The 26,586-nt window shown below is 73.4% G+C and carries 26 protein-coding genes; 14 read left to right on the top strand and 12 right to left on the bottom strand.

The genetic code is table 11. The annotated features are described in order from the left end of the window. Nucleotides 1-22: 22 nt before the first annotated feature. Nucleotides 23-544, bottom strand: a complete 522-nt coding sequence (locus ACIBSW_RS37760) for a hypothetical protein (RefSeq protein WP_354720226.1) — start codon at nt 542-544, stop codon at nt 23-25. A gap of 267 nt (nt 545-811) precedes the next feature. On the opposite strand from ACIBSW_RS37760, the gene ACIBSW_RS37755 reads away from it, so the two are divergent. Then, the gene (locus ACIBSW_RS37755) at nt 812-1,327 is read left to right on the top strand and encodes a DUF1269 domain-containing protein (protein ID WP_354720224.1); all 516 of its coding nucleotides are present in this window, start codon (nt 812-814) and stop codon (nt 1,325-1,327) included. 42 nt (nt 1,328-1,369) lie between these two features. Here ACIBSW_RS37755 and ACIBSW_RS37750 read toward each other — a convergent pair whose 3' ends face one another. Next, nucleotides 1,370-3,517: a phage holin family protein gene (locus ACIBSW_RS37750; protein ID WP_354720222.1), complete on the bottom strand. Its 2,148-nt coding sequence runs from the start codon at nt 3,515-3,517 to the stop codon at nt 1,370-1,372. Nucleotides 3,518-3,626: 109 nt separating this feature from the next. On the opposite strand from ACIBSW_RS37750, the gene ACIBSW_RS37745 reads away from it, so the two are divergent. The 3 genes from ACIBSW_RS37745 (at nt 3,627) to ACIBSW_RS37735 (ending at nt 6,981) form a co-directional block, all read left to right on the top strand. Then, on the top strand, nt 3,627-5,051 hold the full coding sequence (locus ACIBSW_RS37745) for a DUF2252 domain-containing protein (RefSeq protein ID WP_354720220.1): 1,425 nt from the start codon (nt 3,627-3,629) through the stop codon (nt 5,049-5,051). Between the two features lie 113 nt (nt 5,052-5,164). Continuing rightward, nucleotides 5,165-5,653 carry a DUF6069 family protein gene (locus ACIBSW_RS37740; protein WP_354720219.1) on the top strand — a complete coding sequence of 163 codons (489 nt, stop codon included), beginning with the start codon at nt 5,165-5,167 and terminating at the stop codon, nt 5,651-5,653. 17 nt (nt 5,654-5,670) lie between these two features. Beyond that, a complete protein-coding gene (locus tag ACIBSW_RS37735; RefSeq protein ID WP_354720217.1) occupies nt 5,671-6,981 on the top strand; it encodes a diacylglycerol kinase family protein in 1,311 nt (436 codons plus the stop codon). Nucleotides 6,982-7,060: 79 nt separating this feature from the next. On the opposite strand, the gene ACIBSW_RS37730 is transcribed toward ACIBSW_RS37735, so the two are convergent. Together ACIBSW_RS37730 and ACIBSW_RS37725 are read right to left on the bottom strand one after the other, a co-directional pair. Further along, nucleotides 7,061-7,321 (bottom strand): hypothetical protein, encoded by a 261-nt coding sequence (locus tag ACIBSW_RS37730; RefSeq protein ID WP_184995105.1) that lies wholly within the window; start codon nt 7,319-7,321, stop codon nt 7,061-7,063. Nucleotides 7,322-7,398: 77 nt separating this feature from the next. Next, nucleotides 7,399-9,297: a glycoside hydrolase family 15 protein gene (locus ACIBSW_RS37725; protein ID WP_354720215.1), complete on the bottom strand. Its 1,899-nt coding sequence runs from the start codon at nt 9,295-9,297 to the stop codon at nt 7,399-7,401. Nucleotides 9,298-9,535: 238 nt separating this feature from the next. Here ACIBSW_RS37725 and ppk2 point away from each other — a divergent pair, with 238 nt between their 5' ends. Further along, the gene (gene ppk2, locus ACIBSW_RS37720) at nt 9,536-10,513 is read left to right on the top strand and encodes a polyphosphate kinase 2 (protein ID WP_354720213.1); all 978 of its coding nucleotides are present in this window, start codon (nt 9,536-9,538) and stop codon (nt 10,511-10,513) included. Between the two features lie 46 nt (nt 10,514-10,559). Continuing rightward, a complete protein-coding gene (locus ACIBSW_RS37715) occupies nt 10,560-11,996 on the top strand; it encodes an aldehyde dehydrogenase family protein (protein ID WP_354720212.1) in 1,437 nt (478 codons plus the stop codon). Between the two features lie 3 nt (nt 11,997-11,999). Here the strand turns inward: ACIBSW_RS37715 and ACIBSW_RS37710 are convergent, their stop codons facing one another. Beyond that, nucleotides 12,000-12,518 (bottom strand): Lrp/AsnC family transcriptional regulator, encoded by a 519-nt coding sequence (locus ACIBSW_RS37710; RefSeq protein WP_404799595.1) that lies wholly within the window; start codon nt 12,516-12,518, stop codon nt 12,000-12,002. Between the two features lie 77 nt (nt 12,519-12,595). On the opposite strand from ACIBSW_RS37710, the gene ACIBSW_RS37705 reads away from it, so the two are divergent. From ACIBSW_RS37705 to ACIBSW_RS37685, 5 genes are all read left to right on the top strand, one after another. After that, a complete protein-coding gene (locus tag ACIBSW_RS37705) occupies nt 12,596-13,687 on the top strand; it encodes a thiamine pyrophosphate-dependent dehydrogenase E1 component subunit alpha (RefSeq protein WP_354720210.1) in 1,092 nt (363 codons plus the stop codon). After that, complete coding sequence (locus ACIBSW_RS37700) at nt 13,684-14,673, top strand: alpha-ketoacid dehydrogenase subunit beta (RefSeq protein WP_354720208.1); 990 nt, start codon at nt 13,684-13,686, stop codon at nt 14,671-14,673. The genes ACIBSW_RS37705 and ACIBSW_RS37700 overlap by 4 nt, the downstream gene beginning before the upstream one ends. Beyond that, nucleotides 14,670-15,938 (top strand): dihydrolipoamide acetyltransferase family protein, encoded by a 1,269-nt coding sequence (locus ACIBSW_RS37695; RefSeq protein ID WP_354720206.1) that lies wholly within the window; start codon nt 14,670-14,672, stop codon nt 15,936-15,938. The genes ACIBSW_RS37700 and ACIBSW_RS37695 overlap by 4 nt, the downstream gene beginning before the upstream one ends. Before the next feature lie 154 nt (nt 15,939-16,092). After that, on the top strand, nt 16,093-16,650 hold the full coding sequence (locus ACIBSW_RS37690) for a Uma2 family endonuclease (RefSeq protein ID WP_354720333.1): 558 nt from the start codon (nt 16,093-16,095) through the stop codon (nt 16,648-16,650). 124 nt (nt 16,651-16,774) lie between these two features. Beyond that, nucleotides 16,775-17,404: a class I SAM-dependent methyltransferase gene (locus ACIBSW_RS37685; protein WP_354720331.1), complete on the top strand. Its 630-nt coding sequence runs from the start codon at nt 16,775-16,777 to the stop codon at nt 17,402-17,404. On the opposite strand, the gene ACIBSW_RS37680 is transcribed toward ACIBSW_RS37685, so the two are convergent. The 4 genes from ACIBSW_RS37680 to ACIBSW_RS37665 form a co-directional block, all read right to left on the bottom strand. Beyond that, nucleotides 17,383-17,739, bottom strand: a complete 357-nt coding sequence (locus ACIBSW_RS37680) for a nuclear transport factor 2 family protein (RefSeq protein WP_354720205.1) — start codon at nt 17,737-17,739, stop codon at nt 17,383-17,385. The two genes, ACIBSW_RS37685 and ACIBSW_RS37680, sit on opposite strands and share 22 nt — an antisense overlap. Nucleotides 17,740-17,760: 21 nt before the next feature. After that, entirely contained in the window at nt 17,761-18,195 is a 435-nt protein-coding gene (locus ACIBSW_RS37675; protein WP_354720203.1) for an SRPBCC domain-containing protein, read from the bottom strand. Next, the gene (locus tag ACIBSW_RS37670; protein ID WP_354720201.1) at nt 18,192-18,521 is read right to left on the bottom strand and encodes a metalloregulator ArsR/SmtB family transcription factor; all 330 of its coding nucleotides are present in this window, start codon (nt 18,519-18,521) and stop codon (nt 18,192-18,194) included. The genes ACIBSW_RS37675 and ACIBSW_RS37670 overlap by 4 nt, the downstream gene beginning before the upstream one ends. A gap of 61 nt (nt 18,522-18,582) precedes the next feature. Then, complete coding sequence (locus ACIBSW_RS37665) at nt 18,583-20,283, bottom strand: MFS transporter (protein WP_354720199.1); 1,701 nt, start codon at nt 20,281-20,283, stop codon at nt 18,583-18,585. 103 nt (nt 20,284-20,386) lie between these two features. On the opposite strand from ACIBSW_RS37665, the gene ACIBSW_RS37660 reads away from it, so the two are divergent. After that, nucleotides 20,387-21,046 carry a helix-turn-helix domain-containing protein gene (locus ACIBSW_RS37660; RefSeq protein ID WP_354720197.1) on the top strand — a complete coding sequence of 220 codons (660 nt, stop codon included), beginning with the start codon at nt 20,387-20,389 and terminating at the stop codon, nt 21,044-21,046. A gap of 6 nt (nt 21,047-21,052) precedes the next feature. Here ACIBSW_RS37660 and ACIBSW_RS37655 read toward each other — a convergent pair whose 3' ends face one another. Next, nucleotides 21,053-22,510: a gamma-glutamyltransferase gene (locus ACIBSW_RS37655; RefSeq protein WP_354720195.1), complete on the bottom strand. Its 1,458-nt coding sequence runs from the start codon at nt 22,508-22,510 to the stop codon at nt 21,053-21,055. A 92-nt stretch (nt 22,511-22,602) separates the two neighbouring features. Here ACIBSW_RS37655 and ACIBSW_RS37650 point away from each other — a divergent pair, with 92 nt between their 5' ends. After that, nucleotides 22,603-23,304, top strand: coding sequence for a ThuA domain-containing protein (locus ACIBSW_RS37650; protein WP_354720193.1), 702 nt, complete (start codon nt 22,603-22,605; stop codon nt 23,302-23,304). After that, nucleotides 23,289-24,383, top strand: a complete 1,095-nt coding sequence (locus ACIBSW_RS37645) for a Gfo/Idh/MocA family oxidoreductase (RefSeq protein WP_354720191.1) — start codon at nt 23,289-23,291, stop codon at nt 24,381-24,383. The genes ACIBSW_RS37650 and ACIBSW_RS37645 overlap by 16 nt, the downstream gene beginning before the upstream one ends. Here ACIBSW_RS37645 and ACIBSW_RS37640 read toward each other — a convergent pair. Both ACIBSW_RS37640 and ACIBSW_RS37635 read right to left on the bottom strand, forming a co-directional pair. After that, nucleotides 24,380-25,882, bottom strand: coding sequence for a glycosylase (locus tag ACIBSW_RS37640; RefSeq protein WP_404799582.1), 1,503 nt, complete (start codon nt 25,880-25,882; stop codon nt 24,380-24,382). The genes ACIBSW_RS37645 and ACIBSW_RS37640 overlap by 4 nt on opposite strands. 101 nt (nt 25,883-25,983) lie before the next feature. After that, entirely contained in the window at nt 25,984-26,382 is a 399-nt protein-coding gene (locus tag ACIBSW_RS37635; RefSeq protein WP_354720187.1) for a hypothetical protein, read from the bottom strand. Nucleotides 26,383-26,586: the final 204 nt, after the last annotated feature.

The raw sequence follows: 26,586 nt of genomic DNA, 5'->3' as shown, positions 1-26,586 counted from the left end.
CGGGGCGACCGGGCCGGCCGGTTCAGTGCTGCAGCGAGGCCTTGAGCACGATGATCACCGAGCCGAGTAAGAGGTTGACCACGGCGGTCAGCAGGATCAGCGAACGGCTCGCACCCGCCTGGCGGGCGGCGACCATGCCCCAGCCGACCTGACCGGCGATCGCCACCAGCAGCGCGGCCCAGCCGGCCGCCCGGTCGGATTCGCCGAGGAGGCCCACCACGACGGCCGCGGCCGCCGGCGGGAACGTCGCCTGCAGCAGCGGCCACTCGAGCCGCGCGACCCGAATGATCTCCGCCCCGCTGATGGTGGTGCGATGAATGCGGTCGCCGACCAGTCGGGCGAACGCGTGCGCCAGCCAGAAGACCACGCCGGTGGCGACGAGCAGCACCGCCAGCCGCACCGGCGTGGGACCGTAGCTCTGCCCGATGCCGCCGCCGACGACCACCGACGCCGCCAGCATGGAGCCGTAGATCGCGCCGGCGTAGTCCGCCTCGTTCGCCTCCGGTCGCACCATGACGCGCTCGGCGTCGTCACCCTGGGTCATGTCCGGTCCAGGTCAAGCATCAGGCACCTCCGGGAAACGGGAGTTCCATCGTGTCGCGCCGCGACCGATGGAACGTCACCCCGGGTGGGTGAGCGCGATCTCGAGGCGGGCGTCGTGCCGGCGTACCCGTGACGGAGGCTCATCCGGGCGGGATGAGCCGCCACCGCGCCGCCGTGCGATTCCCTCTGGTGGGGGTCCTGCGACTCGTGAGCAGGAACCGCTCGGGCGGCGTTCGCCGGCCGGGCAGGGAACTAGGGAAGGATCCGCATGTCCACTCTGGTCGCCATCGGGTACCCGGACGAGACGACCGCCGCGGAGGCGGCGGGTGAGGCGCGCCGACTTGCCAGGGATCTCATCATCGAGCCCGAGGCAATCGCGGCGATCAGCCGCGACACGGAGGGCAGATTCCACGTCAGCACGAGCCACCACCCCGTGACCGGCGGTGCGTCGTGGGGCATGTTCTGGGGCCTGCTGTTCGGAATGCTGTTCTTCATTCCGTTCTTCGGCATGGCCGTCGGCGCCGGCCTCGGCGCCCTGATGGGAAAGGTCGCCAAGAGCGGCATCCACAAGGACTTCCAGGATCGGGTACGCGACCAGCTCCAGCCGGGCACGTCGGCCCTCTTCCTGGTGGTCAGCCACGCCACTCCTGACAAGGCGGTCGAGGCGCTGAGCCGCTACGGCGGCACCGTGCTCAAGTCGTCGCTGTCCAAGGAGACCGAGGAGGAGCTGCAGGAGGCGCTGCACGGCTCCCCGGACGCCGCCAGCACCCCGCCGACCGCCTGACGGCAGCCGGCGCGACGGTGTTTCGGGCCGCGGTGGGGCCGGTCAGCTCCCGCCGCGGCCCTGCGGCGTGTCCAGGACCGGGTCGTCGGTGCGCAGGTCCCGGCGCTGCCCGGCCTGCTCCAGCCACCGCACCAGCTGCCGGTGCACCGCGTCGGCGCCGATCAGCGGCGATGACTCGACCACCCAGTCCCTCGGGTGCACGAGCACCGCCTCGGTCTGCCATCCGCCCAGACCGCCGTGGCACCCGACCAGCTCCTCGTACGCCGCGACCTCGTCGGTGTCGGGATCGATGGGGCTGTTGATGACGAGGTCGCCGACGTGCGCGAGGGCATCGTGACGCAGCACGTCGGCCACCGCGTGCGGGCCGAAGCCGGCGAGCGGGTCGATGCCCTCGACGCGGTCCTCGTGCAGGTAGCGGATTCCGTCGCGGCCCAGCACGACGGTGCCCTGGCCGGCGGTGCGCACCGAGACGAAACCGATCCCCGGGTGCTGGGTCAGGGCGCCGACCAGGCCCGGATAGAGCCGCTCGACGTCCTCCAGGTTCAGCCGGCCGGGCAGCCGGGTGAAGTAGATCATCGAGAGGTTGCCCGACGCGATCAGCACCAGGTTCGACTCGTGCGCGTCCTCGTCGTCCTGCGGCGCCGTGCTGAGCTCGACCTGGCCGTCGTGTGTCCTGGTCTGCAGCGCGCGCCGGGTGAGCCGGCCCGTCGGGCCGCCCTGCTGCGCGACCTGGGTCAGGAACGTGTTCACCGGGCCGACCGTCTCGTCGAGCCCGGTCGAGGCGGCAACGGTCCCGGAGCCCATCAGGCTGCGTACGAGATCCTCCAGCGGCATGCCGTGGCGCTGCAGGAAGGTCGCGCCCTGGCTCTGCCCGTGATCGGAGAGCACCACGAAGCGGTATGGGCGCGGCGCCCGCTCGGCGACCCGCTCGAGGACGCCGATGAGGTGGTCGATGCCGGCCAGCGACGCCAGCGACTCCGGCCGGGTCGGCCCGGCGTGGTGCGCGATCTCGTCGTAGTCGGTGAAGTCGCAGTAGATCGACGGTGTCCCGGCCATCATCTGGTCCGCGATCAGGCCCGTGTTCAGGTCTCTGAGCAGCACGTTGGTGACCGCGCGCAGCAGGATGTACGAGCCGTGCCGGCGGATCCGCGGCTCGACCCGCCGCACCCGCTGCAGCCGGGACTGATGGATCTCCTTGACCATCTCGGCGCAGGTGAGCACGACCGATCGGGTCAGCCCGTACGGGTTGATGAAGAACGTGGCGAACGTGCGCGACGGGCCCCGGCGACCGTTGCGGCCGGTCAGGCCGCTCATGGTCAGCAGGCTGGTCGGCGCGTCGCCGGAGAAGATGTTGGAGATGCTCACGCCGCCGTCGGCGAGCAGGCCGCGGCCGTCGCTGAGGCGGGCCTGGATCACCGCGGCGTCCCGGGGCCGGTTGGCCACCAGGAGCCGGCCGGTCTCCTTCTCATACCAGCGGAACGCCGGCACCTGGTCGCTGCCGCCGTGCAGCAGCCCCGCCTGGCTCGCCGGCGTGGTCGCCGGCAGCTGCGCGTGCCAGTCCGTCAGGCTGTGGCTGCCCGACCGGATCCACCGGCTGAGCGTCGGCAAGTCGCCCGAGCGGACAGACCAGCGAAGTAGCGGCGCCGCGAGGCCGTCGATCTGGATGAAGACCACGCCCGGCACGGACGCGGCGATCCCGGGCGCCGGATCGCCCGCCTGCTGCACCAGGTGGGTGAGGAAGGCGGCGCTGTCGCCGGCGGTCGCCATCCAGGTGACGACGGTCATCAGTAACGCGAAGATCCAGGAGGCCCAGAACGCGTTCCAGAACCCGTCGACATGGATGCCGGGGGTCAGGCTCAGCGCCAGATAGAACAGCAGCGCCTGGGCGACGACGCCGGCCAGCAGGACGCCGACCCAGCCCAGCAGCAGGGCGAACGAGGTCAGCAGCGGCCGCAGCAGCGCCGCCAGGATGCCCAGCAGCGCCGTCGCCAGCAGGACGTCGGCCGCGAGGCCGGCCGAGACGCCGGGCACGATCCAGATCGTCGCGGCCATCGACAGCGAGCCGAGGACCAGGGTGATCAGCAGCCGGCGGGTGCCGCCGAAGCTGAACCGGAGCTGCCGCAGCAGCTGAACGCCCCACCGCGCCCGGGAGCGCGCGCCGGATCCGGAGTCGTCACCTGGCTCGTCCACGCAGCAATTCGACGCGACCGGCCGCCGCGCGGGACCATCCCGGCGGGATGAACGCGGCTCATGCGCCAGGGATGATGGCAACCGGCCGCGACCGGCGCAGCGTGGTCGGATGCCGACCAACGCGGAAACGACGCCGCCCGAGGGCGTGCAGCACCTGAGCCTCGCGGAGCGGACCCGGCTGGGCAAGGCCGCCCGCAAGGTCACCCCGCTGGACGCGCAGGCCGAGCTCGGCCCCTGCGACGGCCGTGACCCGGTGGCCGTCCTCGCCGGCGAGGACGCGGACCGGCTGCCGGAGCTCGTCCCGATCCGCTACGGCCGGATGCTGGTCACGCCGCTGACGTTCTTCCGCGGCGCCGCCGTCCTCATGGCCGGCGACCTCGCCGGGACCCCGGCGTCCGGCATCCGGGCGCAGACCTGCGGCGACGCGCACCTGTCGAACTTCGGCATGTTCGCCTCCGCCGAGCGCACCCTGGTGTTCGACATCAACGACTTCGACGAGACCCTCCCGGGCCCGTGGGAGTGGGACGTCAAGCGCCTCGTGGCGAGCTTCGCGGTGGCGGGCCGGCAGAACGGATTCACCCGCAAGCAGCGCGACAAGATCGCGATCGCGGCCGCCGGCGCCTACCGCACGGCGATGCGCGACTTCGCCGCCCGCACCAACCTGGAGGTCTGGTACGCCCAGCTCGACGTGCAGACCGTGCTGGAGAAGTGGCGCACGATCCTGCCGCCGACGCAGGTGCGGCGCACCGAGGCGGCGCTGCGCAAGGCCAGGACCCGCGACAGCCTGCACGCCCTCGGCAAGCTCTCCACAGTGGTCGACGGCCACCGCCGCATCATCGCGGCGCCGCCGACGGTGGTACCGATCGAGGACCTGCTGCCCAGCGCGACGGCCGACGAGCTCTTCGAGTGGATGCGCTCGGTGATCCGCGGGTACCGCGAGTCGCTCTCGCCCGAGCGCCGGCACCTGCTCGCGCAGTACCGGCTGGTGCACATGGCCCGCAAGGTCGTCGGCGTCGGCAGCGTCGGCACCCGCGCCTGGGTGCTGCTGATGCTGGGCCGCGACGACGCGGACCCGCTGTTCCTGCAGGCCAAGGAGGCCGGCGCCTCGGTGCTGGAGGAGTACGCGGGCGCGAGCGAGTACCCGCACCACGGCCAGCGGGTGGTCGCCGGCCAGCGCCTGATGCAGGCCAGCGGCGACATCTTCCTCGGCACCCACCGGGTCCGCGGCGTCGACGGGGTGGACCGCGACTTCTACCTACGCCAGCTGCGCGACTGGAAGGGATCGGCGGTGGTCGAGGAGATGACGCCGCGCGGCATGTCCACCTACGCGGGCATCTGCGGCTGGACCCTCGCCCGGGCGCACGCGCGGTCGGGCGACCGGGTCGCGATAGCGGAGTACCTCGGCTCGAGCGACCGCTTCGAGAACGCCCTCGCCGCCTTCGGTGAGGCGTACGCCGACGTCAACGAGCGGGACTTCAGTCTGCTGCAGGACGCCGTCCGCGACGGCCGGGTGACGGTGCAGACCGGCGTCTGAGGCGCGCCGACACCCGGAGACGGCGGGATCACCCCGGCGGGGTGAGGGCAGTCGGCCCGGTCCCGGCGATGCTGCTTGCCATCCGGATCCACGCGCCCCGAGGGGATCATGCCATGACGTTGCCGAGCCGAACCCCCCGTCCGCTCGATGCCGGAGTGCTCTGGGCCGGCGGCGTGGCCGCCGCGTTCGTCGCGGCGCTCATCGTGATCGTCGGCATCCTCTTCTGCCGGGGTGTCCTGGACATACCCATCCTCGCGCCCAAGGGCGAGGGGGTCTGGGGCGACGCGGACACCGTCACATACGCCGCGGGGGCGGCCGTCGCGGCCCTGCTGGCCACCGGCGTGATGCACCTGCTGCTGCTGTCGACGCCCAAGTCCGGCATGTTCTTCGCCTGGATCGTCAGCCTCGCGACGCTCGCCGCCATGCTGGCGCCGTTCGCCGTCAAGGCCTCGCAGGAGAGCCGGTTCGCCACGGCGGCGCTCAACTTCGTGCTCGGCGTGGCGATCGGCACCCTGGTCTTCGGCTCGGCCCGCAGCGCGGTGCGCAGGGCCACGTTCGGTGCGCGGCCGCCGCTGGCGGGCCCGCCGTACCCGACCCGATGAGCACGCCGGGTGTGTCCGTGGCCGCGGAGCCGGCCACGACCGGCGCACAGGTCTGGCTGGCCCGCGCCGCGTTCGCGCTGGCGCTCGCCGCGGCCGTCGTCCTGGTGGCGTTCGCCGGGCTGAGGAGCCTGGTGATGGTGGCGGTCGCCGCGGCGGGCGTGGTGCTCTTCGTCGCCGGCGCGTACTGGGTCCTGGCCGGACGCGGCGTGCTCCGGGCGGTGGCCGCCGCGGTGGCGGTCCTCGCGCCCGTCACGGTTCTCGCGCTGCTCATCCGGGCGGGGCTGCTCTGGGTGGCGCTGCTGGTGCTCGGCCTGTTCGCGCTCGCGATCGTCGCCGCCCGCGCCGCGCTGATGGCCGGCGGCGACCGGATGACCACGTACCCCGCCGAGCCGGCGCGGCGGCCGTTCCTGATCATGAATCCCCGCTCCGGCGGCGGGAAGGTGACCCGGTTCGGGCTCAAGGAGAAGGCCGAGGCCATGGGCGCCGAGGTGGCGCTCCTGGACGGGCCGGGCACCGTCGACGTCGCCGTGCTGGCCCGGGACGCGGTGGCGCGCGGCGCCGACCTGCTCGGCGTCGCGGGCGGCGACGGCACCCAGGCGTTGGTCGCCGGGATCGCGGCGGAGCACGACCTGCCCTTCCTGGTGGTGAGCGCGGGCACCCGCAACCACTTCGCGCTGGACCTCGGCCTGGACCGGGAGGACCCCGCCACCTGTCTGGCGGGCCTGACCGACGGCGTGGAGATGCGCGTCGACCTGGGCCGGATCGGCGACCGCACGTTCGTAAACAACGCGTCCTTCGGCGCGTACGCGGAGATCGTGCAGAGCCCGGAGTACCGCGACGACAAGACCCGCACCACGCTGCGGCTGCTCCCCGACGAGCTGGCCGGCCACCGCGGTGCGCGGCTCACGGCGCGCATCGCCGACGTCACGATCGAGGGCCCGCAGGCGGTGCTCGTCAGCAACGACCCGTACGGCTCGACGGATCTGGCCGGGCTGGGCCGACGGGCGCGGCTGGATCTCGGGGTGCTGGGTCTGGTGGCGATCTCGGTGGCCAACGCCCGGCAGGCGGTCGGCCTGCTGCGGCGCAGTAGTCAGCGCGGGCTGGTGCGGCTCACCGGTGCCGAGGTGGTCGTGGAGGCCGACGTGGCCGAGATTCCCGTCGGCATCGACGGGGAGGCGATCCTGATGCCGACGCCGGTGCGCTGCACGACGGAGCCGCGGGCGCTGCGGGTGCGGGTTCCCCGCGACCGGCCCGGCGTGCCGCCGGCCAAGCCGGCCGTCGACTGGGTCCGGCTGCGCCGGCTGGCCTTCGCCCGCCTCCAGGGCTGACCCGGAGCACTGCGCTCGGCGTCGCCGCCGTCATCCCGTGCGGGTGACGGCCGCGCCGCGTGCCCCGGACGGGCGCTTCTCAGGTCGTGTCGGCGATGTCCTCGTCGGTGATCCGGCGAACCTCCAGCAGTTGCAGTCCGAGATCGTGAATGCGGACCAGGAGCCCGAACAGGGCCGACTGGTCCGGGAGCGTGCCGTAGAGGACGGTCTGTGCCGGCTCGACGGTCATGTTGACGCCTTCGAGGTCGCGAACCAGGTCCGCCGGGATCGACCCGGAGACCCTGAGCTGATACAGCGCTCGCGCCGTCGGAACGGCGGGTCGCTCGGCTGGCGGGTTCATTTCACCACTCTCTGCTCTGGTCGGCGGTGGGGGATCGTCCGGGGCGGATGGTGTGCGGAACATCGGGTGGAAACGCGCTAAACGTTCAGGTACTCGTGCCGGAACTCGACGACGATGATGCGGGCCGCCGCCTCGATCAACGCCAGGTGGGAGAACGCCTGCGGGAAGTTGCCCAGGTGCCGGCCGGTGGCCACGTCGAACTCCTCCGCGTACAGGCCGAGCGGCGACGCGACCCGCAGCAGGCGCTCCATCAGGTCGCGGGCCCGCTGCTCCTCGCCGACGACCGCCAGCGCGGAGACCAGCCAGAAGGAGCAGATCAGGAACGAGCCCTCCCGGCCCGACAGGCCGTCGTCGGTCTCCTCGGTGCGGTACCGCAGCACGAAGCCGTGCTCGGTCAGCCCGTCGGAGATCGCGTCGACGGTGGCGCGCAGCCGCGGATCGTCGTGCGGGAAGAACCCGAAGATCGCCGCGAGGAGGTTGGACGCGTCCAGCGAATCCGTGCCGTAGTGCTGGCGCAGCACGCCGGCCTCGGTGACGCCGTTGGTGAGGATGTCCTTCTTGATCTCGTCGGCCGTCGCGTGCCAGCCGGCCGCGAGGTCCGAGTCCGACCGCATCTCGGCGAGCTTGGCGGCCCGGTCGAGGGCCACCCAGCACATGAGCTTGGAGGACACGTAGTGCTGCGGCGCGCCGCGCGCCTCCCAGATGCCCTGGTCCGGCTCCCGCCAGATCGCCTCCGCGCAGCGCGCCTGCGTCTCGACCAGCGCCCACAGCCGCCGGGGCAGGCTCTGGCTGCGGCGGGTGTGCAGCAGGATCGAGTCGAGCACCGCGCCGAAGACGTCGTTCTGCCGCTGGTCGAACGCGCCGTTGCCGATCCGCACCGGGCGGGCGCCGGCGTAGCCGGACAACTCGTCGCGGGTGGACTCGGTCAGGTCCCGGCGTCCGTCGATGCCGTACATGATCTGCAGGGAACCGTCCTCGTTGGGTTCGAGGTCGGCGACGAACTGCATGAACTCGTTGGCTTCCCAGTCGAGGTTCAGGAAGTGCAGTGCCTGCAGGGTGAAGGTCGTGTCGCGGATCCAGGTGTACCGGTAGTCCCAGTTGCGCTCGCCGCCGGGCGTCTCGGGCAGCGAGGTGGTCAGCGCCGCGACCGTCGCGCCGGTCGGCATGTACGTCAGACCCTTGATGACCAGCGCCGACCGCTGGATCGCGTCGCGCCAGCGGTGGTCGGGGATGCGGGCCCGGTCCAGCCAGGCGCGCCAGCAGGCGACGGTGGCGGCGAGCCGGCGCCGGGCGTCGTCGGCGTCGGGCACGATGTGGAGCTCCGCCGACCAGGACAGCGCGCAGTAGACCTCCTCGCCCGCCGTCAGCGTGTGCCGGGCCCGGACCCGGTCGCCCTCCAGCCCGAGCGAGAGGTCGGTCTGCAGTCCGATGGTCTGGCCGGCCCCGGTCGCCTCGGCGGTGTGCCGGCGGTGGCCCTCGCCCATGGTCCACTCGGCCGGCGCCCGCCCGTAGTCGAACACCGGCTCGCAGATCAGCTCGACCTCGACCCGGCCCTCCAGGCAGCGGACGGTCCGCACCAGCAGGTGGTCGGCGTCCTCGTCGGCCGGCGGGCGGGTGTGCGGGGTCACCGCGTCCATGTCGTCGTGCGGCCCCATCGTCAGCGCGTCGCGCACCTCGATCCAGCCGCCGGGGGTCTTCCACGTGGTGACCAGGACGTTCGTGCCGGGCTCGTAGGCGCGAGCGGTCGGGTGATGGATGCCGAAGGGCCCGATCCGGAAGTAGCCGGCCTGCCGGTCGAGCAGGGTGCCGAACACGCTCGGCGAGTCGAAGCTCGGGACGCAGAGCCACCCGACCGAGCCGTCCGGCGCGATCAGGGCGCCGGTGTGGCAGTCGGAGAGGAACGCGTAGTCGGCGATCGGCGGGAACGGCGAGGGCGCGGCCGCGCTCTGCTCACGTGGTGGTCCAGGGGCGGTCACAGCGGCTCCAACTGTCAGTCCTGGCCTAGGATCGGAGATGACAGCCTCGCGGATCGCCGGGCTGCCCTACCTCATCCCGTGTGGGTGGTCACCCGCGTTGATCAGCCGGGGAACGGGCCGGTCGGCGGGCCCTGCCCGAAAGCCTGCCCATAGGGATCACCCGGGTGGGGTGAGGGGGCGTACGGTGCGTCAGGGGGATGCTCACGGGGGTCGGTGCGCGCTCTGGGGAGGAGTGACCATGACGGGAGCTGGACTTCCACGGCTTGTCGACCAGAGCGTGAATGGGAGCCGGTGGGCGCAACCGGCCGCGCTGTCCGGGTCCGACGCCCTCGTCCTGGTCGACGACCGCCTGACGCCGGTCTCGGAGGTGGTCGACGCCTATCGCGCCGCCGTCGAGGAGCTGCAGGCCCTCAAGCGCGACCGCAAGCGGGTCGCCCGCAAGCTGCGCGCCGAGACCGAGCTGCGCCCGTGGCAGGTCGAGCTCCTGAAGCTGCAGCGGCACCTCGAGAAGCACCGGATGCGCATGCTCGTGCTCTTCGAGGGCCGGGACGCGGCGGGCAAGGGCGGCACCATCCGCCGGGTCACCCGCTACATGAACGAGAAGCACTACCGCGTGGTCGCCCTGGGCGCGCCGAGCGAGGACCAGCGGTCGCAGTGGTACTTCCAGCGCTACGCGGCGCAGCTGCCGGCCGGCGGCGAGATCGTGCTGTTCGACCGGAGCTGGTACAACCGGGCCATGGTGGAGCCGGTCTGCGGGTTCTGCACGCCGGAGGAGTACCAGCACTTCATGTGGGGCGTGACCGGCTTCGAGAAGGACCTGGTCCGGCAGGGCACGATCCTGGTGAAGCTCTACTTCAGCGTCACCAAGGAGGAGCAGCTGCGGCGGTTCGCGCGCCGCCACACCGACCCGCTGCGGCAGTGGAAGTTCAGCGAGATCGATTCGCAGGCGCAGGACCGCTGGGACGAGTACACCAACCGCAAGTACGCGATGATCAAGCGTACCGGCACCGCGAGCGCGCCCTGGGTGATCATCAGGTCCGGTGACAAGCAGCGCGCCCGGCTGAACGCGATGAAGGTCATGCTCAACGCGGTCGACTACGAGGGGCGCAGCACCGAACTGGACTTCGAGCCCGACGGCGGGGTGGTGCTCTCCGGCGAGGAGGAGATCGCCCTGATGGAGGCCGAGCGCGACCGCAGCGGCTCCTTCACCAGCTGAGCCACTGGCTAAGGTGTGATCGCCACACCGTCGGCCAGGGAGACTCATGCAGCATCAGATGTTCGTGGACGGCGCCTGGATTCCCGCGCGCTCATCCGCAACCACCGTCGCGACCAGCCCGGCGACCGGCGAGAAACTGGGCACGGTCCCCGACGGCGACCGCGCGGACGCGGTCGCGGCGATCGCGGCGGCGCGGCGGGCCGCCGACGGCTGGGCGCGACTGTCCGCTTTCGACCGGGCGGCGATGCTGCACCGGGTCGCCGACGTGATCGAGACCCGTCGCGACGCCCTGGCCCGCACGCTCACCCTCGACCAGGGCAAGCCGCTGCGCGCGGAGGCGTACGACGAGGTGGACGAGCTGGTCACGTACTGGCGGATGGCCGCGGAGGACGGCAAGCGGCTGGGCGGGTTGCTGCCGAACTCGTCCAGCGCCGGGAAGCGCGCGATGCTGATCCGCCGCCCGCGCGGGGTCGTCGGCGTCATCACCCCGTGGAACTGGCCGTACACGATGCCCGCCGAGCTGATCGCGCCGGCGCTGGCCGGCGGCAACACGGTGGTCTGGACGCCGGCGCCGTCGACGGCGGTGTCCGCGATCGCGCTGGCCGACTGCCTCGCGGAGGCCGACCTGCCGCCCGGCGTGGTCAACCTGGTGACTGGCCCCGGCCCGGTGGTCGGCGACGAGATCGCCCGCAACCCGGGCACCGACGCGGTCGCGTTCATCGGCTCGACGACCACGGGCCGGCTGGTGGCCGCCGCGGCGGCCGGCAAGGCGACGCTGCTGGAGATGGGCGGCAACGGTCCGATCGTGGTGCTGGCCGACGCCGACCTCGACCGGGCGGTCGAGGGTGCCCTGCTGGCCTGCTTCCTGTGCGCCGGGCAGAGCTGCACCGCCGGCGAGCGGCTGCTGGTGCACCAGGCGGTGCGCGAGGACTTCGCCGGCCGGCTCGCCCGGGCCGTGCGGGACCGGATCCGGCTGGGCGACCCGCTCGACGCGGCCACCACCATGGGCCCGCTGAACAACGCCGCGGTCGCGGCCAAGATGGACGATCACGTCGCCGACGCGGTACGCCGCGGCGCGACCGTCCTGACCGGAGGCACCCGCGCCACCGGCTTCGCCACCGACCTCTACTGGCCGGCCACCGTCCTGGACGGCGTGCCGGCGGACGCCGCGGCCGCCACCGAGGAGACGTTCGGCCCGATCGCGCCGATCGTGGAGATCGGCTCGCTGGACGAGGCGATCCGGCTGACCAACGCCTCGCCCTACGGCCTGCTGGCCGCCGTCTACACCGCCGACCTGTCCGCCGGGCTCGCCTTCGCCGACGCGGTCCGCACCGGCTGGGTCAACATCAACGAGTCGACCAACTACTGGGAGAGCCACCTGCCGTTCGGCGGGCGGGCGGGCTCCGGCAGCGGGATCGGCCGGGTCGGCGGCGCACATCCGATGGAGGCCTTCACCGAGCTGCAGACGGTGATCATCGGCTGAGGCTCACTGTTCCCAGATGGCCGCCGCGGAGATCGGGTCGGCCTCCTCGAACACCAGCAGCGTCCGGGTGTTCACCACGCCCGGCATGCCCTGGATCACGTTGAGCACCAGCCGGCCCAGGTCGGCGTTGTCCCGGGCCCGGACCAGCAGGATCGCGTCGAACTCGCCGCCGACCCAGGCGATGTGCACGACGCCGGGCAGCGACCGCAGCTGCTCGCCGACCACCCGCCACTCCGCCTGGTGCAGGTTCACCGTGACGTACGCCGAGGTGCCCAGGCCCGCCGCGACGGGATCGATGTCGGCGCGGAAGCCGCGGATCACGTTCGCCGCGCGCAGCCGCTCGACCCGGGCGTAGGCGTTGGCCCGGGAGATGTGCAGGCGCTCCGCGAGGGTGCGCATGGACATCCGCCCGTCGCGGGTGAGCTCCGCGAGGATCTGCCGGTCGATCTCGTCGAGAGGGCTGGCCACTTGTCTCGTCCTCCTGGCTCGCGAGCCGCCGTCGCTGGACATCTGGTCGGCGATCATGCCACCACGGAATACATCTTCTCGGTTTTTTCCCACTTGTGGCGTCCGATTGGTCGGACAATCACCATGGCTCCATGACAGGTGACCTGCACCACCTCCTGCCGTCGGAGCCCGTCATGCTCCTCGACGTGCACGGGCGACCGGCCGACGCCGCCGGGTACTCGCTACCCGCCGACGCGGACCTGCTCCGGGCCTTCGACGCCCTGGTCACCGCCCGGCGGTTCAACGACCAGGCGTACGCGCTGGTCCGGCAGGGCCGGCTGGCCGTGTACCCGTCGTCGCACGGGCAGGAGGCCTGCCAGGTCGCCGCCGCGCAGGTACTCGCCGACGGTGACTGGCTCTTCCCGACCTACCGCGACACCGTGGCCGCGATGGGCCGGGGCGTCGATCCGGTCGAGGCGCTGACCCTGCTCAAGGGCGACTGGCACTGCGGCTACGACCCGAACGAGCACCGGGTGGCGCCGCACGCCACGCCGCTGGCCACCCAGCTGCCGCACGCGGTCGGCGTCGCGCACGCCGCGCGGCTGCGGGGCGAGCCGACCGTCGCCATGGCGATGTGCGGCGACGGCGGCACCAGCGAGGGCGACTTCCACGAGGCGCTCAACTTCGCCGCCGTCTTCCGGGCGCCGGTCGTCTTCTTCGTGCAGAACAACGAGTACGCCATCAGCGTCCCGCTCGCCCGCCAGTCCGCCGCGCCGTCCCTGGCGCACAAGGGCATCGGCTACGGCATGCCCGGACGGCGCGTCGACGGCAACGACATGGCCGCCCTGCTCGCGGTCCTCGGCGACGCCGTGGCCCGGGCCCGGGCCGGCGAGGGCCCGCAGCTCGTCGAGGCGCACACCTACCGGATGCAGGCGCACACCAACGCCGACGACGCCACCCGCTACCGCCAGGACTCGGACGTGGCCGCCTGGGTCGAGCGCGACCCCATCACCCGCCTCGAGGCGCACCTGCGGGACCGCGGCCTGCTCACTCCCGCGAAGCGGGACGAGTTCACGGCGCGGGCCGAGAAGGTCGCCGAGCACGTACGCGACGGCCTCAACCGCGACGTGGAGCCCGACTACCGGCGGCTGTTCGCCGACGTGTACGCGAAACCGACGCCGCAGCTGGTGGAGCAGGCGGCGCTGGTCGCCGACGAGCTGGACCGCGAAGGAGCGCAGCGATGACCGCGCACGAGAAGCTGACGATGGCGCAGGCGCTCAACCGGGCGCTGCGCGACGCGATGGCCGAGGACCCGTCGGTGGTGGTCTTCGGCGAGGACGTCGGCCCGCTCGGCGGCGTCTTCCGCATCACCGACGGCCTCACCGCCGACTTCGGCGAGGACCGCTGCTTCGACACGCCGCTGGCCGAGTCCGGCATCGTCGGCGTCGCGGTCGGCATGGCCATGAACGGCATGCGCCCGGTCGTGGAGATGCAGTTCGACGCGTTCTCCTACCCGGCGTTCGAGCAGATCGTCAGCCACGTCGCGAAGATGCGCAACCGCACCCGCGGGCGGGTCACGCTGCCCATGGTGATCCGGGTGCCCTACGCCGGCGGCATCGGCGGCGTCGAACACCACTGCGACTCCTCCGAGGCGTACTGGGCGCACACGCCCGGGCTGCACGTGGTCGCGCCGGCGACGCCCGCCGACGCGTACGGGCTGCTGCGCGACGCCATCGCCTCGCCCGACCCGGTGATCTTCCTCGAGCCCAAGAAGCTCTACTGGAGCAAGGAGGAGGTCGAGCTCGCCGCGCCGGTGCCCGGCATCGGCACGGCCGTCGTGCGCCGCGAGGGCACCGACGCCACCCTGATCGCGTACGGCCCGTCCGTACCGGTCGCGCTCGAGGCCGCCGCGCTGGCCGCGCAGGAGGGCCGCAGCCTCCAGGTCGTCGACCTGCGCTCGATCGTGCCGTTCGACGACGAGACCGTGTGCGCCGCCGTGCGCTCCACCGGGCGCGCCGTTGTCGTCGCGGAGGCCTCCGGCTTCGCCAGCGTGGCGTCGGAGATCGTCGCGCGGGTCACCGAGCGGTGCTTCCACTCCCTGGCCGCGCCGATCCGCCGGGTGACCGGGTTCGACATCCCGTACCCGCCGCCGAAGCTGGAGCACTTCCAGCTGCCCGGCGTCGACCGCGTCCTGGACGCCGTCGACGACCTGCAGTGGGAGCACTCATGAGCGAGCAGATCTTCCTGCTGCCGGACCTCGGCGAGGGTCTCACCGAGGCGGAGGTGGTGCGCTGGCTCGTCGCCGAGGGCGACACCGTCACGGTCGACCAGGCCGTGGTCGAGGTCGAGACCGCGAAGTCGCTGGTCGAGGTGCCGACGCCGTACGCCGGCCGGGTCGCGACCCGGCACGCCGGCGAGGGCGTCACGCTCGAGGTCGGCCGGCCCCTGTTGACGGTGACCACCCTCGTACCCGCGGCCGAGACCTACCGCGAGGAGGAGCAGGCGGGCTCCGGAAACGTCCTGATCGGATACGGCACCTCGGGCGCCGCGGCCACGACCCGGCGCCGCCGCCCGCGGTCGGGCACCGCTGCGGCGCACCCGGCTCCCGCGCCTTCGGCCGCCCCGCCGGCGCGCCCGGCTCCCGCGCCGAACCGTGCCCCGCTGGTGATCTCGCCGCTGGTGCGGCGGCTCGCCCGGGAGGGCGGCCTCGACCTGCGGACCGTCGAGGCGACCGGCCCCGGCGGCCTGATCGTCCGGGCCGACGTCGAGCGGGCGCTGACCCGTCCCGTCCCCGAGGCCGCGGCAAACCCGGCGGCGCCGGGCGAGCGGCGGGTGCCCCTCAACGGCTTCCGCCGGGCGGTGTCGGCGGCGCTGACCCGCAGCCGCGCCGAGATCCCCGAGGCGACCGTCTGGGTCGACGTCGACGCCACCCGGCTCTGGCAGCTGCGCGAGAGCACCCCCGGCCCCGGCCTGCTCGCGTACATCGCCCGCTTCGTGGTCGCGGGCCTGCGGCAGTACCCGATGCTCAACGCCCGGGTGGACACCGACCGTCAGGAGATCGTCGAGTTCGACCAGATCAACCTCGGCATCGCGGTGCAGGGCGACCGCGGCCTGGTCGTGCCCGCGGTCATCGGCGCCGAGGCGATGACGACCGCCCGCCTCGACGAGGAGATCCGGCGGGTCACCGCCGCCGCCCGCGAGGGCCGCGCCACGGCACGCGAGCTGGCGGCCGGAACGTTCACGCTCAACAACTACGGCGGCTTCCGGGTCGACGGCAGCGCCGCGATCATCAACCACCCGCAGGTGGCGATCCTGGGCTTCGGCCGGATCATGGACCGCCCCTGGGTCGTCGACGGCGAGATCTGCGTCCGCAAGATCACCCAGATGAGCTTCGTCTTCGACCACCGCGTCTGCGACGGCGGCGCGGCGGCCGGCTTCATGCGCAGCGTCGCGGACGCGATCGAGGACCCGGCGTCGGCCATCGCCCGCCTCTGACGACCGCCGAGATTACGGTACGTCCCGGCGTGGGTGAGCACGCCGGGCCGTACCGGAGAATCCGTCGACCGCTTCCAGGGACGCCGTGCCGCCGACGGGTGCCGTACCGTTGGCGTGAACAGAATCTCGTGAGCTGTTGGGGGTGACGTCGTCGATGAGCGTGGGAGTGGTTGACCACGTCGGTCCATGGACCGAAGACGATTACTTTGCGCTCGGCGAGACGACGAACCGGATCGAGCTGATCGATGGGAGCCTGGTGGTGAGCCCCGCGCCGAGCATGGGCCATCAGCGCCTCTCCCGCCGCCTGGCGAACGCGCTGGAGGAAGGCGCCTCGCCGGCTGGGCTCTTCGTGTACGAGGCGATCAACGTCCGGCTGCACACCGGCCGGATCGTGATTCCCGACCTGGCTGTGGTGGACCTGGACGAGGAGGCCGTCACGGCTGACGCCTCCGGGGTACGCCTGATCGGTGAGATCGTTTCGCCGAGCAACGCCGCCATGGACCGTGTGCTCAAGATGCAGCTCTACGCTGCCGCCGGCATCGGGTGGTATCTCCTGGTAGAGCACGAGGCCCCGGATTCGCTGACGCTGCGGCTCAACCGCCTCGATGGCCAGCACTACGTCGAGGAAGCCGTCGTGAAGGACGGCGCGAGCCTGACTTCCGAGCGTCCGTTCCGGTTCGAGCTCGACACCCGGTCCCTCGTCCGTCGCTGATCGGCTCCCAAGCGGCGGCAACCCCGCGGTGGCGGCCGCTATGGTCGGGTCAGGATCGATCGATCGGGGCGGCCATGGCGACAGCGGCATACGACGAGATCGCCGACTGGTATGAGCACGACTCCTGCCCCGGCAGGCGGACGGGGATCCACTCGGTGTCCGGGCCACTCTGGCGGACCTGCTCGGCCCCGGTAGCGGCGGCACCTGCCTGGAGATCGGTTGTGGTACCGGCATCAACGCGGACCAGATCCGAGGCCTCGGCTGGACCCCCGTCGGCGTGGACATCTCGGCCGGCATGCTGCGCCACGCCCGCGGCCGCCTGCTCTCCGCCCGCGCCGACGCGGCCCGGCTACCGATCGCCGATGACGCTGTCGACGCCGTGGTGAGCATCATGGCGCACACCGATCTGCCCGGCTATCCGGCCGTGCTGCGTGAGGCCGCCCGGGTGCTGCGCCCCGGCGGCGTTCTCGTCCACGTCGGCGTCCATCCGTGCTTCTGCGGCGGCTTCGCCGACCGGGCCGACGCGGACGCCATCGTGATCCGGCCCGGCTACCGCGACGGCCGCTGGACCAGACACTCCTGGACCGACCAGGGTGTCCGGGACAAGGTCGGCGCACACCACTGGCCGCTGCCCGACCTGCTCAACGCCTTCCTCGCCGCGGGCCTGACCGCCGAGCGCTTCGCCGAGGGCGGGTCGCCGACGCCGATCGTGCTCGGCGTCCGTGCCCTGGCTCAGCGCAGTGGGACGACATAGGAGTCGACGCGGGCGATGAGCCCGTCGCGGAACGTGAACAGGTCGTTGAAGGCGAAGCGGAACGGGCCGTGGTCGACGCTGACGCCCCGGCCCTCGCCGGTGGTGACGACGACGGGTCCGTCCTCATGGACGCGCTGCACGTCGAGTCGAGGGCTGCCGGTGAAGGCCGGGTTCTCGATCTCACCGTCGAACTCGGCCTTGCCGCGGGTGGTCCGGTGGCCGTGTATGACCCATTCGACGTCGTCGGTGAGGGTGGCGAGGATCCGGGGGTGGTCACCGGTCCGGAATCCCTCGAAGTACTGCGCGACGAGGCGCCGCTGTGCCGTGTCCGTCATGGGATTCTCCAGCCTGAGGGTTCAGCGCCGCAGGTACGCGGCGAGGGCGTCGAGGATTCCCGCGAGCCCGTCGGCCGCCTGTCGCGTGCGCAGCTCGGGCGGCAGTCGTCGCTGATGGACGGTGAGGTCGGTGCCGTCGCGGGCGGGCCTGATGGTGACGGTCGTGCGGAGCCCGGTGACGGGCTCGTCGAACACGAGCTCGTGCGGAGCGGCGAGGCTCACGTAGACGAACCGGAGCCGCCGGGTCGCGCCGTCCGGCGCGCGGGTGTCGAGCGCGAACTCGCCGCCGGCGCGCAGGTCGACGGTCACCGACTCGGCCGCGACGGTGGCGTGCGAACCGCCCCAGAACGCGGCGATGCCCGCCGTCGTGGTGAACGCGGTCCAGACCCGTTCGGCGTCCGCCGCGAGGTGCCGCTCGGCGATGAGCTCGTCGCCGTGCGGCCCCGCCGCGGTCAACGCGCCGCTCCGTCCGCGCTGAGGTGCCGGTCGAGGGCGTCGAGCCGATCGACCCAGGCGCGGCGCTGGTCGTCGATCCACGTGCTCAGCAGCGCGAGCTGATCGGCCTTGAGCCGGCAGGGGCGCCGCGTGCCCTCCCGCCGCTGCTCGACCAGGCCGCATCGGCGCAGGACGCCGACGTGGTGGGAGATCGCCTGCTGGGTCAGGTCGAAGGGCTCCGCGAGCTCGCCCACCGTGGCGTCGCCGTGGGCGAGGCGGGACACCAGCGCGCGGCGGACCGGGTCGCCGAGGGCGGCGAAGGCGAGGTCGAGCTCTGCGGCGGGCACCTCGGCACCTTATCGCAAATCAGTGTTTGTACAAGCAGTCGCTTGTGAATGGCCCGCCGGATCAGTGTGCGATGACCGGCGCGGCGTCCGGGTCGACGGTCAGGGGGCCGTTGCGGAAGAGCAGGGCGGAGGCGACGGCGCAGGCGGCGTAGAGGCCGGCCGCCCACCAGAAGACGGTGTTGAAGGCGCTCATCGAGGCCAGCGCCGCCGTCCGCGGGCCGGGGGTGTGGCCGCTCAGGTAGTCGGCGGCCGCGGTGGCGGCGAACGAGCTGAGCAGGGCGGTGCCGATCGAGCCGCCGATCTGGGACGCGGTGTTGATCATCGCCGAGGCGACGCCGGCGTCCTGGTGGGCGACGCCGGACGTGGCGGTGTTCTGGGTGGGCGAGAAGATCAGGCCCATGCCCAGGCCCATGAGGATGAGGCCGGGCAGCACGCCGGTGGCGTAGCTGGAGTCCAGGTCGAGGCGGGTCAGGTAGAGCATGGCGGCGGCAGCGGCGAGCGCGCCGACCGGTACCAGCGGGCGCGGGCCGATGCGCGGGGTGAACCTCGAGCCGATGGTGGTGGCGGTCAGCATGACGCCGCCGAGCATCGGCAGGAACGCGACGCCGGTCTGCACCGGGCTGAAGCGCAGGACGTTCGTCAGGTAGTAGGTGAGGAACAGCATCACGCCGAACATGGCCGCGCCGGCGATGGCGATGGCCGCGTACGAGCCGCCGCGGTTGCGGTCGAGCACGACCCGCAGGGGCAGCAACGGGTTGGCGACACGGCGTTCGATCGCGACGAACGCGATGAGCACGACGACGCCGGCGCTGACGAAGCCGTACGTCTTCGGGTCGCTCCAGCCGGCGGTCTCGGCGTTGCCCAGGCCGTAGACGAGGGCGACCAGACCGCCCACCGCGGTGACGACGCCGGGCAGGTCGAGGCGGCCGCGGGCGCGGGCCGGCTCCTCGTGCAGCTTGCACAACGCGCCGAGCACCGCCGCCGCGGCGATGATCAGGTTGACGTACAGGCACCAGCGCCAGGACGCGTACTCGGTGAGCACGCCGCCGAGCAGCAGGCCGACGGCACCGCCGGCGCCGGAGATGGCGCCGAAGATGCCGAAGGCCTTGCCGCGCTCGGCCGGGTTCGTGAAGGTCGTCGACAGCAGGGACAGCGCCGCCGGGGCGAGCGCGGCGCCGAACGCGCCCTGCAGGACGCGGGCGGCGATCAGCAGCTCGATGCTCTGCGCGGCGCCGCCCAGCGCCGAGGCGACGGCGAAGCCGACGAGGCCGATGAGGAACATCTTCTTGCGGCCGAGCGAGTCCGACAGGCGCCCGCCCAGCAGCAGCAGGCTGCCGAAGGCCAGCGCGTAGCCGGTGACGACCCACTGCCGGCCGGAGTCGGAGAAGGCGAGGTCGCGCTGGGCGGTGGGCAGCGCGATGTTCACGATCGTCGCGTCGAGGACCACCATCAGCTGCGCCGCGGCGAGCACCACGAGCGCCCACCAGCGGCCCGCGTGCCGGTCCGGCGCGGGAGGCGCCGCCTCCGGCGCGGCGTCGGGCCTGGGCGGCTCGACCGTGGCGACGGCGGTGGGCTCGGGGCGTTCGGTCTCGATGACTGTGCTGGGGATGCCGGGCTTGGTGGCGGACCTGTGTCGTTCGGTCTTCGCGCCCGGCTTGGGTCGCTTGGCCTTGGTGCGTGGTTTGCCCTGCTTCGCCTTGGTGCCGTTCTTGGGGCGTTTCGCCTTGGCGCCGGACCGTGATCGGCCAGTGGTCGTCGTCATCGTGGTCCTTCGCGGCGGCGGCAGGGAAGTTGAGGTGCTTGCTCCGTATCGGACCGAGGTCAAGAAAGCTGAGAACTAATCTCCACTTGTTACCCTGAGTCACATGGCCACCACCGACGGGCGTGCGGTGCCGGGCGCGGCCCGGCCGCTGCGCCGCGACGCGGAGCTCAACCGCCGGCGCATCATCGAGGCGGCCCGCGAGGTGTTCGCGACCCGCGGCCTCGCCGCGACGCTCGACGACGTGGCGCAGCACGCCGGCGTCGGCATCGGCACGGTGTACCGGCGCTTCCCGACGAAGGAGGCCCTGGTCGAGGTGGCGCTCGAGGACCGGCTCGAGGAGCTGGCCGGCCTCGCCGAGGCGGCCCTGCTGGCGCCGACGGCGTGGGAGGGCCTGACCATGCTGATCTGCCGCATCACCGACATGCACGCGGCCGACCGCGGGCTGCGGGACGCCGCGCTCGGCGGCCGGCGCCGGGCCCGCGTCGGCGAGCGGATGGCGCCGCCGGTACGGCGGCTCGTCGAGCGCGCGCAGGCCGAGGGCACGCTGCGCGGCGACTTCGACGTGCACGACGTTCCGCTGCTCATGATGATGGTCAGCGAGATCGCGCACCACAGCGAGCGGTTCCGGCCGGACACCTACGTCCGCTACCGGCAGCTGCTGCTCGACGGCCTGCGGGCCGCACCCTCGACCGGGGACCTCGGCGAGCCGCTGACCCTGGAGGACGTCGACGCCATCGTCGGCCGGTGGCTGCCGAACCCCTGAGGGCGGTCAGCACACCGCCGCGACGCCGTCCGCGCGCGGGTCGCTGCCCGCGTCCGGCACGCCGTCGCGCAACCGGGCCAGCTGGACGTGCCCGGCCCGGTCGTGCGGCGCCGCAGTGGTCCTGACCGCCAGCCCGAGCGCGGCCGCCTCGGCGGCGAGCCCGTCGGCGCCCGGCACGCCGGGCTCCAGCACCAGGACGGGCCGGTCGCCCCCGTCGATGATCCAGCGCGGCCGCCTCACCACGGCGGCGAGGTCGGTCGCGGTCAGCGCGTCCGCGGCGACCTGGGCCAGGATCCACGGCTGGGACAGGCCGCCCTGGCAGCCCAGCGCCACCACGGTGTCCCCGGCGACGGCCACCGTGGGGCACAGGGTGTGCGGCGGCCGGGCGCCGGGCGCGAGGCGGCCCGGGTGCGCCGGGTCGAGGCTGAAACTCGAGCCGCGGCTGTGCAGGACGATGCCGGTGTCCGGCTCGAGCAGGCCGGCCCCGAAGCTGTCGAACACGCTCTGGATCAGGCAGACCGCGGTGCCGTCCGCGCCGACGGCGGTGACCGCCACCGTGTCGCCGGTCGGCCGCCGGCCGGGCGCGACCCGCGCCGGCGGGCCGTCGCGCAGCAGCAGCCCGGGCAGGTCGACCGGGCCGGTACGCGGGTCGCCGAGCAGCGCGTCGCGGGCCAGCCGGGCGCGCTGCGCGGCGGCGAGCGGCCGGTCGGATCCGAGCACGGCCAGGAACGTCGCGCCCTGGCTGGGCGGGGGAGCCGCGGCCCACTCGGCGCCGTGCGCGTACCCGGTCAGCGGCTCGGTGGTCTCGGCGCGGTGCGCGGCGAGGTCCGCCGCCGACAGCGGGCCGCCGAGCCGGCGCAGTCCGGCCGCCAGGCGCCGCGCCAGCGGCCCGGTGTAGATGTCGGCCCAGTCGCCGGCCAGCGCGAGCAGCGACCCGGCCAGCGCCGACTGCGCCAGCGGGATGCCCTCCCGCGCGCCGCCGAACACGGCCGAGAGGCCCGGATCGGCGTCGATCACGGCGCGGCCGCCCCGGATCGCCCGGGCCAGCCCGGCGCTGACCGGCGCGCCGTCGCGGGCGAGGGCGATGGCCGGGCCCAGCCGCTCGGCCCAGCCGAGGCGGGCGCCGAGCGCGGCCACCGCGGCCCAGCCCGCCACCACGCCGGGCACGGTCACGGTCAGCGGGCCGATCTCCGGCATCGCGGTCGCGCCGCCGGCGCGCAGGGCGTCGACATCGATCGCGGCGGCCGCGGCGCCGAGCGACAGCACCGCGCGGGGCCGGCCGCCGGCGGGCCGGACCACGGCGGTGAGGTCGCCGCCGATCGAGCACTGGTGCGGGTAGACGATGGTCAGGGCGGCGGCCGCGGCCAGCGCCGCGTCGAGCGCGTTGCCGCCCGCGGCGACGGCCGCCCGGCCGGCCTCGACGGCCGCCGGATGCGGCGCGGCGAGCGCGACATCACCGCTCATCGGTAAACCGTACCCGGGCGGGTGCTGAACGGTCATCTATGCGCCACCGCGCCGGGCTGGGAAGATGACCATCATCGGGCGAAGGGGGACGGATGACACGCGAACGCCGGGCGCTGGTCGTACGTGGAGGATGGGACGGCCACGAGCCGGTCGCCGCCACCGGGCTGTTCATCCCGTACCTGCGCGGGCAGGGCTTCGCCGTGCAGGTGGCGGACTCGCCCGCGCCGTACGCGGACCCCGAGCTGATGAGCGGCGTCGACCTGGTGGTGCAGTGCGTGACCATGTCGACGATCGCGCCGCCGGAGATCGCCGGCCTGGTGGCCGCGGTCGAGTCCGGCACCGGCCTGGCCGGCTGGCACGGCGGGATCGTCGACTCCTACCGCGCCAGCGCGGACTACCTGCAACTCGTCGGCGGGCAGTTCGTCGCGCACGCCGCACGCATCGGTCCCGGTGAGAGAACGGACGACGAGTCCGACAACTACGTCGCACACAGGATCACTATGACGCCGGCGGCCGCGGAGCATCCGATCACCGAGGGCATCGCCGACTTCGACCTCGAGACCGAGCAGTACTGGGTCCTGACGGATGACTACGTCGACGTCCTGGCCACCACGACCACCGCCGTGCGTCCGTGGGCGGCCTGGCACCGGCCGGTCACCGCGCCGGCCGTCTGGACCCGCCGGTGGGGCCGGGGCCGGGTCTTCGTCGCGACCCCCGGCCACAAGGTCGAGGTGCTGCGCGACCCGAACGTGCGGACGATCGTCGAGAGGGGCCTGCTGTGGGCGGCACGTTGAGGGTCGGCATCGTGGGCGCCGGCAAGATCAGCGGCCAGTACGGCGCGACGCTCGCCCGGCTGCCCGGCCTGGCGGTGACCGCGGTGGCGGACCTGGACCCGGAGCGCGCACGAGGGCTGGCCGATCAGCACCCCGGCGCCCGGGTGGCCGACGTGACGGAGCTGGTCGCGGCTGGCGACGTCGACGTCGTCCTGAACCTCACGACGCCGGCCGGGCACGCGCCCGTCGCGCTCGCGGCGATCGCCGCCGGCAAGCACGTGTACGGGGAGAAGCCGTTGGCCGCGGAGAGCGCCGACGGCCGGGCGATAGCCGAGGCGGCGGCCGCCGCCGGGGTGCGTGCCGCGTGCGCGCCCGACACCGTGCTGGGCACCGGCGTGCAGACGGCGCGGGCGGCCCTGGACTCCGGCGCGATCGGCACCCCGCTGGCCGCGACGGCCTTCATGACCGTGCCGGGCCATGAGCGGTGGCACCCGGACCCGGAGTTCTACTACCAGCGGGGCGGCGGGCCGCTGCTGGACATGGGCCCCTACTACCTGACCACGCTGGTGCACCTGCTCGGCCCCGTGCGCCGCGTCGCGGGCATGTCGTCGCGGCCGCGCAACGAGCGGACCATCGCCGACGGCCCGCGCGCCGGCACGTCGTTCCCGGTCGACGTCGACAGCCACGTGACCGGACTGCTGGAGCACGAGGGCGGCGCGCTCACCACGATGATCATGAGTTTCGACATATGGGCCACCCGCCTGCCGTACATCGAGGTCTACGGGTCGTCGGGCTCGCTGTCCGTGCCGGATCCCAACCGCTTCGCCGGCGACGTGCGGCTGCACCCCGCCGCCGCGGAGCACTGGACCACCCTGGAGCCCAGCGCGGGCTATGCCGGCGCGGGCCGCGGCGTCGGGCTGCTCGACCTGCACCAGGCCCTGTCCGAGGACCGTCCGCACCGCACCGGCGTCGACGTCGCGCTGCACGTCCTGGACGTCATGGAGTCGATGCAGGCGAGCGCGTACAGCGGCAGCTCGGTCGCGGTGGCCACGACCTGCCGCCGGCCGGAAGCCATCGACGGCGTCATCGAGCTGGCCTAGCGATTCACCGGCGTCATCGCGGCGAGCAGGGCGTCGACCTCGATGGTGGCGAAGCCGACCCGCGCGTCGCCGGCGCCGTACGGCAGCCAGAGCAGGCCGGCGTGGATCAGCCCGCCGCAGGAGTAGATGACGTTGGGCACGTAGCCCTCCCGTTCGTTGCCGCCGGGCGCCAGCAGCGGGTAGGTGAGCTCGGCGACGACCCGCTCGGGGTGGCGCAGGTCGAGCAGGATCGCGCCGATCGCGTACCGGCGCATCGTGCCGACGCCGTGCGTCAGCACCAGCCAGCCGGCGTCGGTCTCGATGGGCGAGCCGCAGTTGCCGGTCTGGGTCAGCTCCCAGCCGCGGCGCGGGCCGTGCAGCGCGACGGGCTCCGTCCAGCGGGCGTCCGGCCCGAGGACGGTCAGGCCGATGGTCTCGCCGTCGGTGCGGCACAGGGCGAGCCGCCGGCCGGCGACCGGCCGGGGGAACAGCGCGACGCCCTTGTTGCGCGCGCCGGGTCCACGCATCGGCTCGATCTCGAAGCGCCGCAGATCCGTGGTGCAGAGCCCTCTGGTGGCGATGGCCAGGCCGTCGTACGCGGTGTAGGTGGCCTGGTAGACCGGCACGCCGTCGTCGCCGACGAACCGAACGAAGCGGGCGTCCTCCATGCCCCGGCTCTCGATCGCGTTGGCCGGCCAGAGCACCCGCTGGTGCAGCAGGGTGTCCGCGGGGAAGTCCGTCGCGTAGCTGCCGGCGTTCATGCGGCGCAGCTGTTCGAGGGTCTCCATGGCGTTCTCGCGGGCGAGCAGGTCGCTCGGCAGCTCGCTGATGATCCCCTCGAAGGCGGCGTCGTCGAAGTGCTCGGGCAGCGCGCCGAGCACCGTGGCCGACACCTCGTTGTCCCAGCCCTCGTCGGCCATGCCCGCCGCGAGCAGGTCGCGCCGGTGGCGCGCCTCGGCCCGGTCGCCGGCGACCAGCGGCCCGGTCCGCTCGGTGACCGTCAGGTCGGTGCCCGGCCCCAGGACCGCGGTGACGAAGCCGATGGATGACAGGTGCCCCTCGCCGATCTGGCGAACGCTGACGGCGGCGCGCAGCTGCCCGGCGCCGAGGCCGGACTGGTCGGGGTGCGCGACGACCGACGGGTTGCACAGGGCGGCGGCCTCGACGGCGTACTCGTGGGTGAAGTAGGCGCCGACCAGTAGCCGGTGGTGCGGTGACAGCTCGTCGACGTTCTCCGCGCGGTGCCGGACCAGGTCGAAGTGGTGCCGGAACGTGCTCTCCAGGTCGCGATGACGCCCCGCGAACTCCGCGACGGTCTCGCCGAGCAGCTGCTCGACCTCCTCACCGGGCAGCTCGGCGATGCGGTCGATGAGCGCGTGCGCCCGGGTGCGTACCACGGCGGAGTCCTCGCCGGGCACGAACAGTTTGATGATCACGCGGCCCGGGTCGGGGGTGAGCACCAGGCTCTGCCGCTCCGCGAGCGGGGCAGCCGGACGCCGGGAAACGGGACTGGACACCATGCCGGGCCTTCCGATGGTCGATCGCGGTACATGGCACCGGCCCGTGTTGCTGCGGCAGGCGTGTTTACCGTACCCAGCGGTCCCGCCGTTCGCCGGAGCTTTCAGGCCTCCGCGCGCGGAGACATCCGTGCCGCGGCGCGGCACCGGGCGCCGAGGTCGCTCAGCCGCGCGCTGTCTCGCGCGGAAGCCTCCAGCGCCGCCCGCGCGACCGCGGCGGCCTCGCGGGCCGCGGCGCGGGCGGCCTCCCGCGCCGCCTCGTACGCGCCGTGTGCCTGGTCGGCCCGCGCGACGAGCCGGAGATCGCCGGGGTCGGCGCGGCGCGCCTCGCTCAGCGCCGACCAGCGCTCACAGGCCCGGCGCTCGGCGTCGTGCGCGGCGCGCTGGCGGGCGATGGCGGCCTGGGTCGACGCCGCCCGCGCGGCGTCGAACGCCTCGATCGCGGCGCTCAGCGCCCGATGGCCGGCCCGCAGCGCCGCGGGGTCTCCGGTGGCCTCTGCCATGATCGTTCGCCTCCGTCGTCGACTGTGACGGGCTACCGGAATCCTACCGGCGGAACACCGTCGAGGGCCCCGGCGCAAGCGCCGGGGCCCGGGTTGATCGGGTCTGAAACACCATTTGCCGACAGTCGCGTCGGTTATCGGGTCCGCACCGGTCCTGTGCAACGGTTTCGGTGCGGGGATCGCTCAAGCGTGACCGGAGACCAC

This window comes from Actinoplanes sp. NPDC049668, from assembly GCF_044465445.1.
In the GTDB taxonomy this organism is placed as follows: domain Bacteria; phylum Actinomycetota; class Actinomycetes; order Mycobacteriales; family Micromonosporaceae; genus Actinoplanes.
Note: the sequence above shows the minus strand (reverse complement) of the source record. Positions and strands in the feature narration are given on the sequence as shown.

Excerpts from the sequence above, each read along its gene's own strand:
- ACIBSW_RS37760 (WP_354720226.1), bottom strand. The coding sequence starts at position 544 with ATGACCCAGGGTGACGACGCCGAGCGCGTCATGGTGCGACCGGAGGCG.
- ACIBSW_RS37755 (WP_354720224.1), top strand. The coding sequence starts at position 812 with ATGTCCACTCTGGTCGCCATCGGGTACCCGGACGAGACGACCGCCGCG.
- ACIBSW_RS37745 (WP_354720220.1), top strand. The coding sequence starts at position 3,627 with ATGCCGACCAACGCGGAAACGACGCCGCCCGAGGGCGTGCAGCACCTG.
- ACIBSW_RS37740 (WP_354720219.1), top strand. The coding sequence starts at position 5,165 with ATGACGTTGCCGAGCCGAACCCCCCGTCCGCTCGATGCCGGAGTGCTC.
- ACIBSW_RS37730 (WP_184995105.1), bottom strand. The coding sequence starts at position 7,321 with ATGAACCCGCCAGCCGAGCGACCCGCCGTTCCGACGGCGCGAGCGCTG.
- ppk2 (WP_354720213.1), top strand. The coding sequence starts at position 9,536 with ATGACGGGAGCTGGACTTCCACGGCTTGTCGACCAGAGCGTGAATGGG.
- ACIBSW_RS37715 (WP_354720212.1), top strand. The coding sequence starts at position 10,560 with ATGCAGCATCAGATGTTCGTGGACGGCGCCTGGATTCCCGCGCGCTCA.
- ACIBSW_RS37705 (WP_354720210.1), top strand. The coding sequence starts at position 12,596 with ATGACAGGTGACCTGCACCACCTCCTGCCGTCGGAGCCCGTCATGCTC.
- ACIBSW_RS37700 (WP_354720208.1), top strand. The coding sequence starts at position 13,684 with ATGACCGCGCACGAGAAGCTGACGATGGCGCAGGCGCTCAACCGGGCG.
- ACIBSW_RS37695 (WP_354720206.1), top strand. The coding sequence starts at position 14,670 with ATGAGCGAGCAGATCTTCCTGCTGCCGGACCTCGGCGAGGGTCTCACC.
- ACIBSW_RS37690 (WP_354720333.1), top strand. The coding sequence starts at position 16,093 with ATGAGCGTGGGAGTGGTTGACCACGTCGGTCCATGGACCGAAGACGAT.
- ACIBSW_RS37680 (WP_354720205.1), bottom strand. The coding sequence starts at position 17,739 with ATGACGGACACGGCACAGCGGCGCCTCGTCGCGCAGTACTTCGAGGGA.
- ACIBSW_RS37665 (WP_354720199.1), bottom strand. The coding sequence starts at position 20,283 with ATGACGACGACCACTGGCCGATCACGGTCCGGCGCCAAGGCGAAACGC.
- ACIBSW_RS37660 (WP_354720197.1), top strand. The coding sequence starts at position 20,387 with ATGGCCACCACCGACGGGCGTGCGGTGCCGGGCGCGGCCCGGCCGCTG.
- ACIBSW_RS37655 (WP_354720195.1), bottom strand. The coding sequence starts at position 22,510 with ATGAGCGGTGATGTCGCGCTCGCCGCGCCGCATCCGGCGGCCGTCGAG.
- ACIBSW_RS37650 (WP_354720193.1), top strand. The coding sequence starts at position 22,603 with ATGACACGCGAACGCCGGGCGCTGGTCGTACGTGGAGGATGGGACGGC.
- ACIBSW_RS37640 (WP_404799582.1), bottom strand. The coding sequence starts at position 25,882 with ATGGTGTCCAGTCCCGTTTCCCGGCGTCCGGCTGCCCCGCTCGCGGAG.
- ACIBSW_RS37635 (WP_354720187.1), bottom strand. The coding sequence starts at position 26,382 with ATGGCAGAGGCCACCGGAGACCCCGCGGCGCTGCGGGCCGGCCATCGG.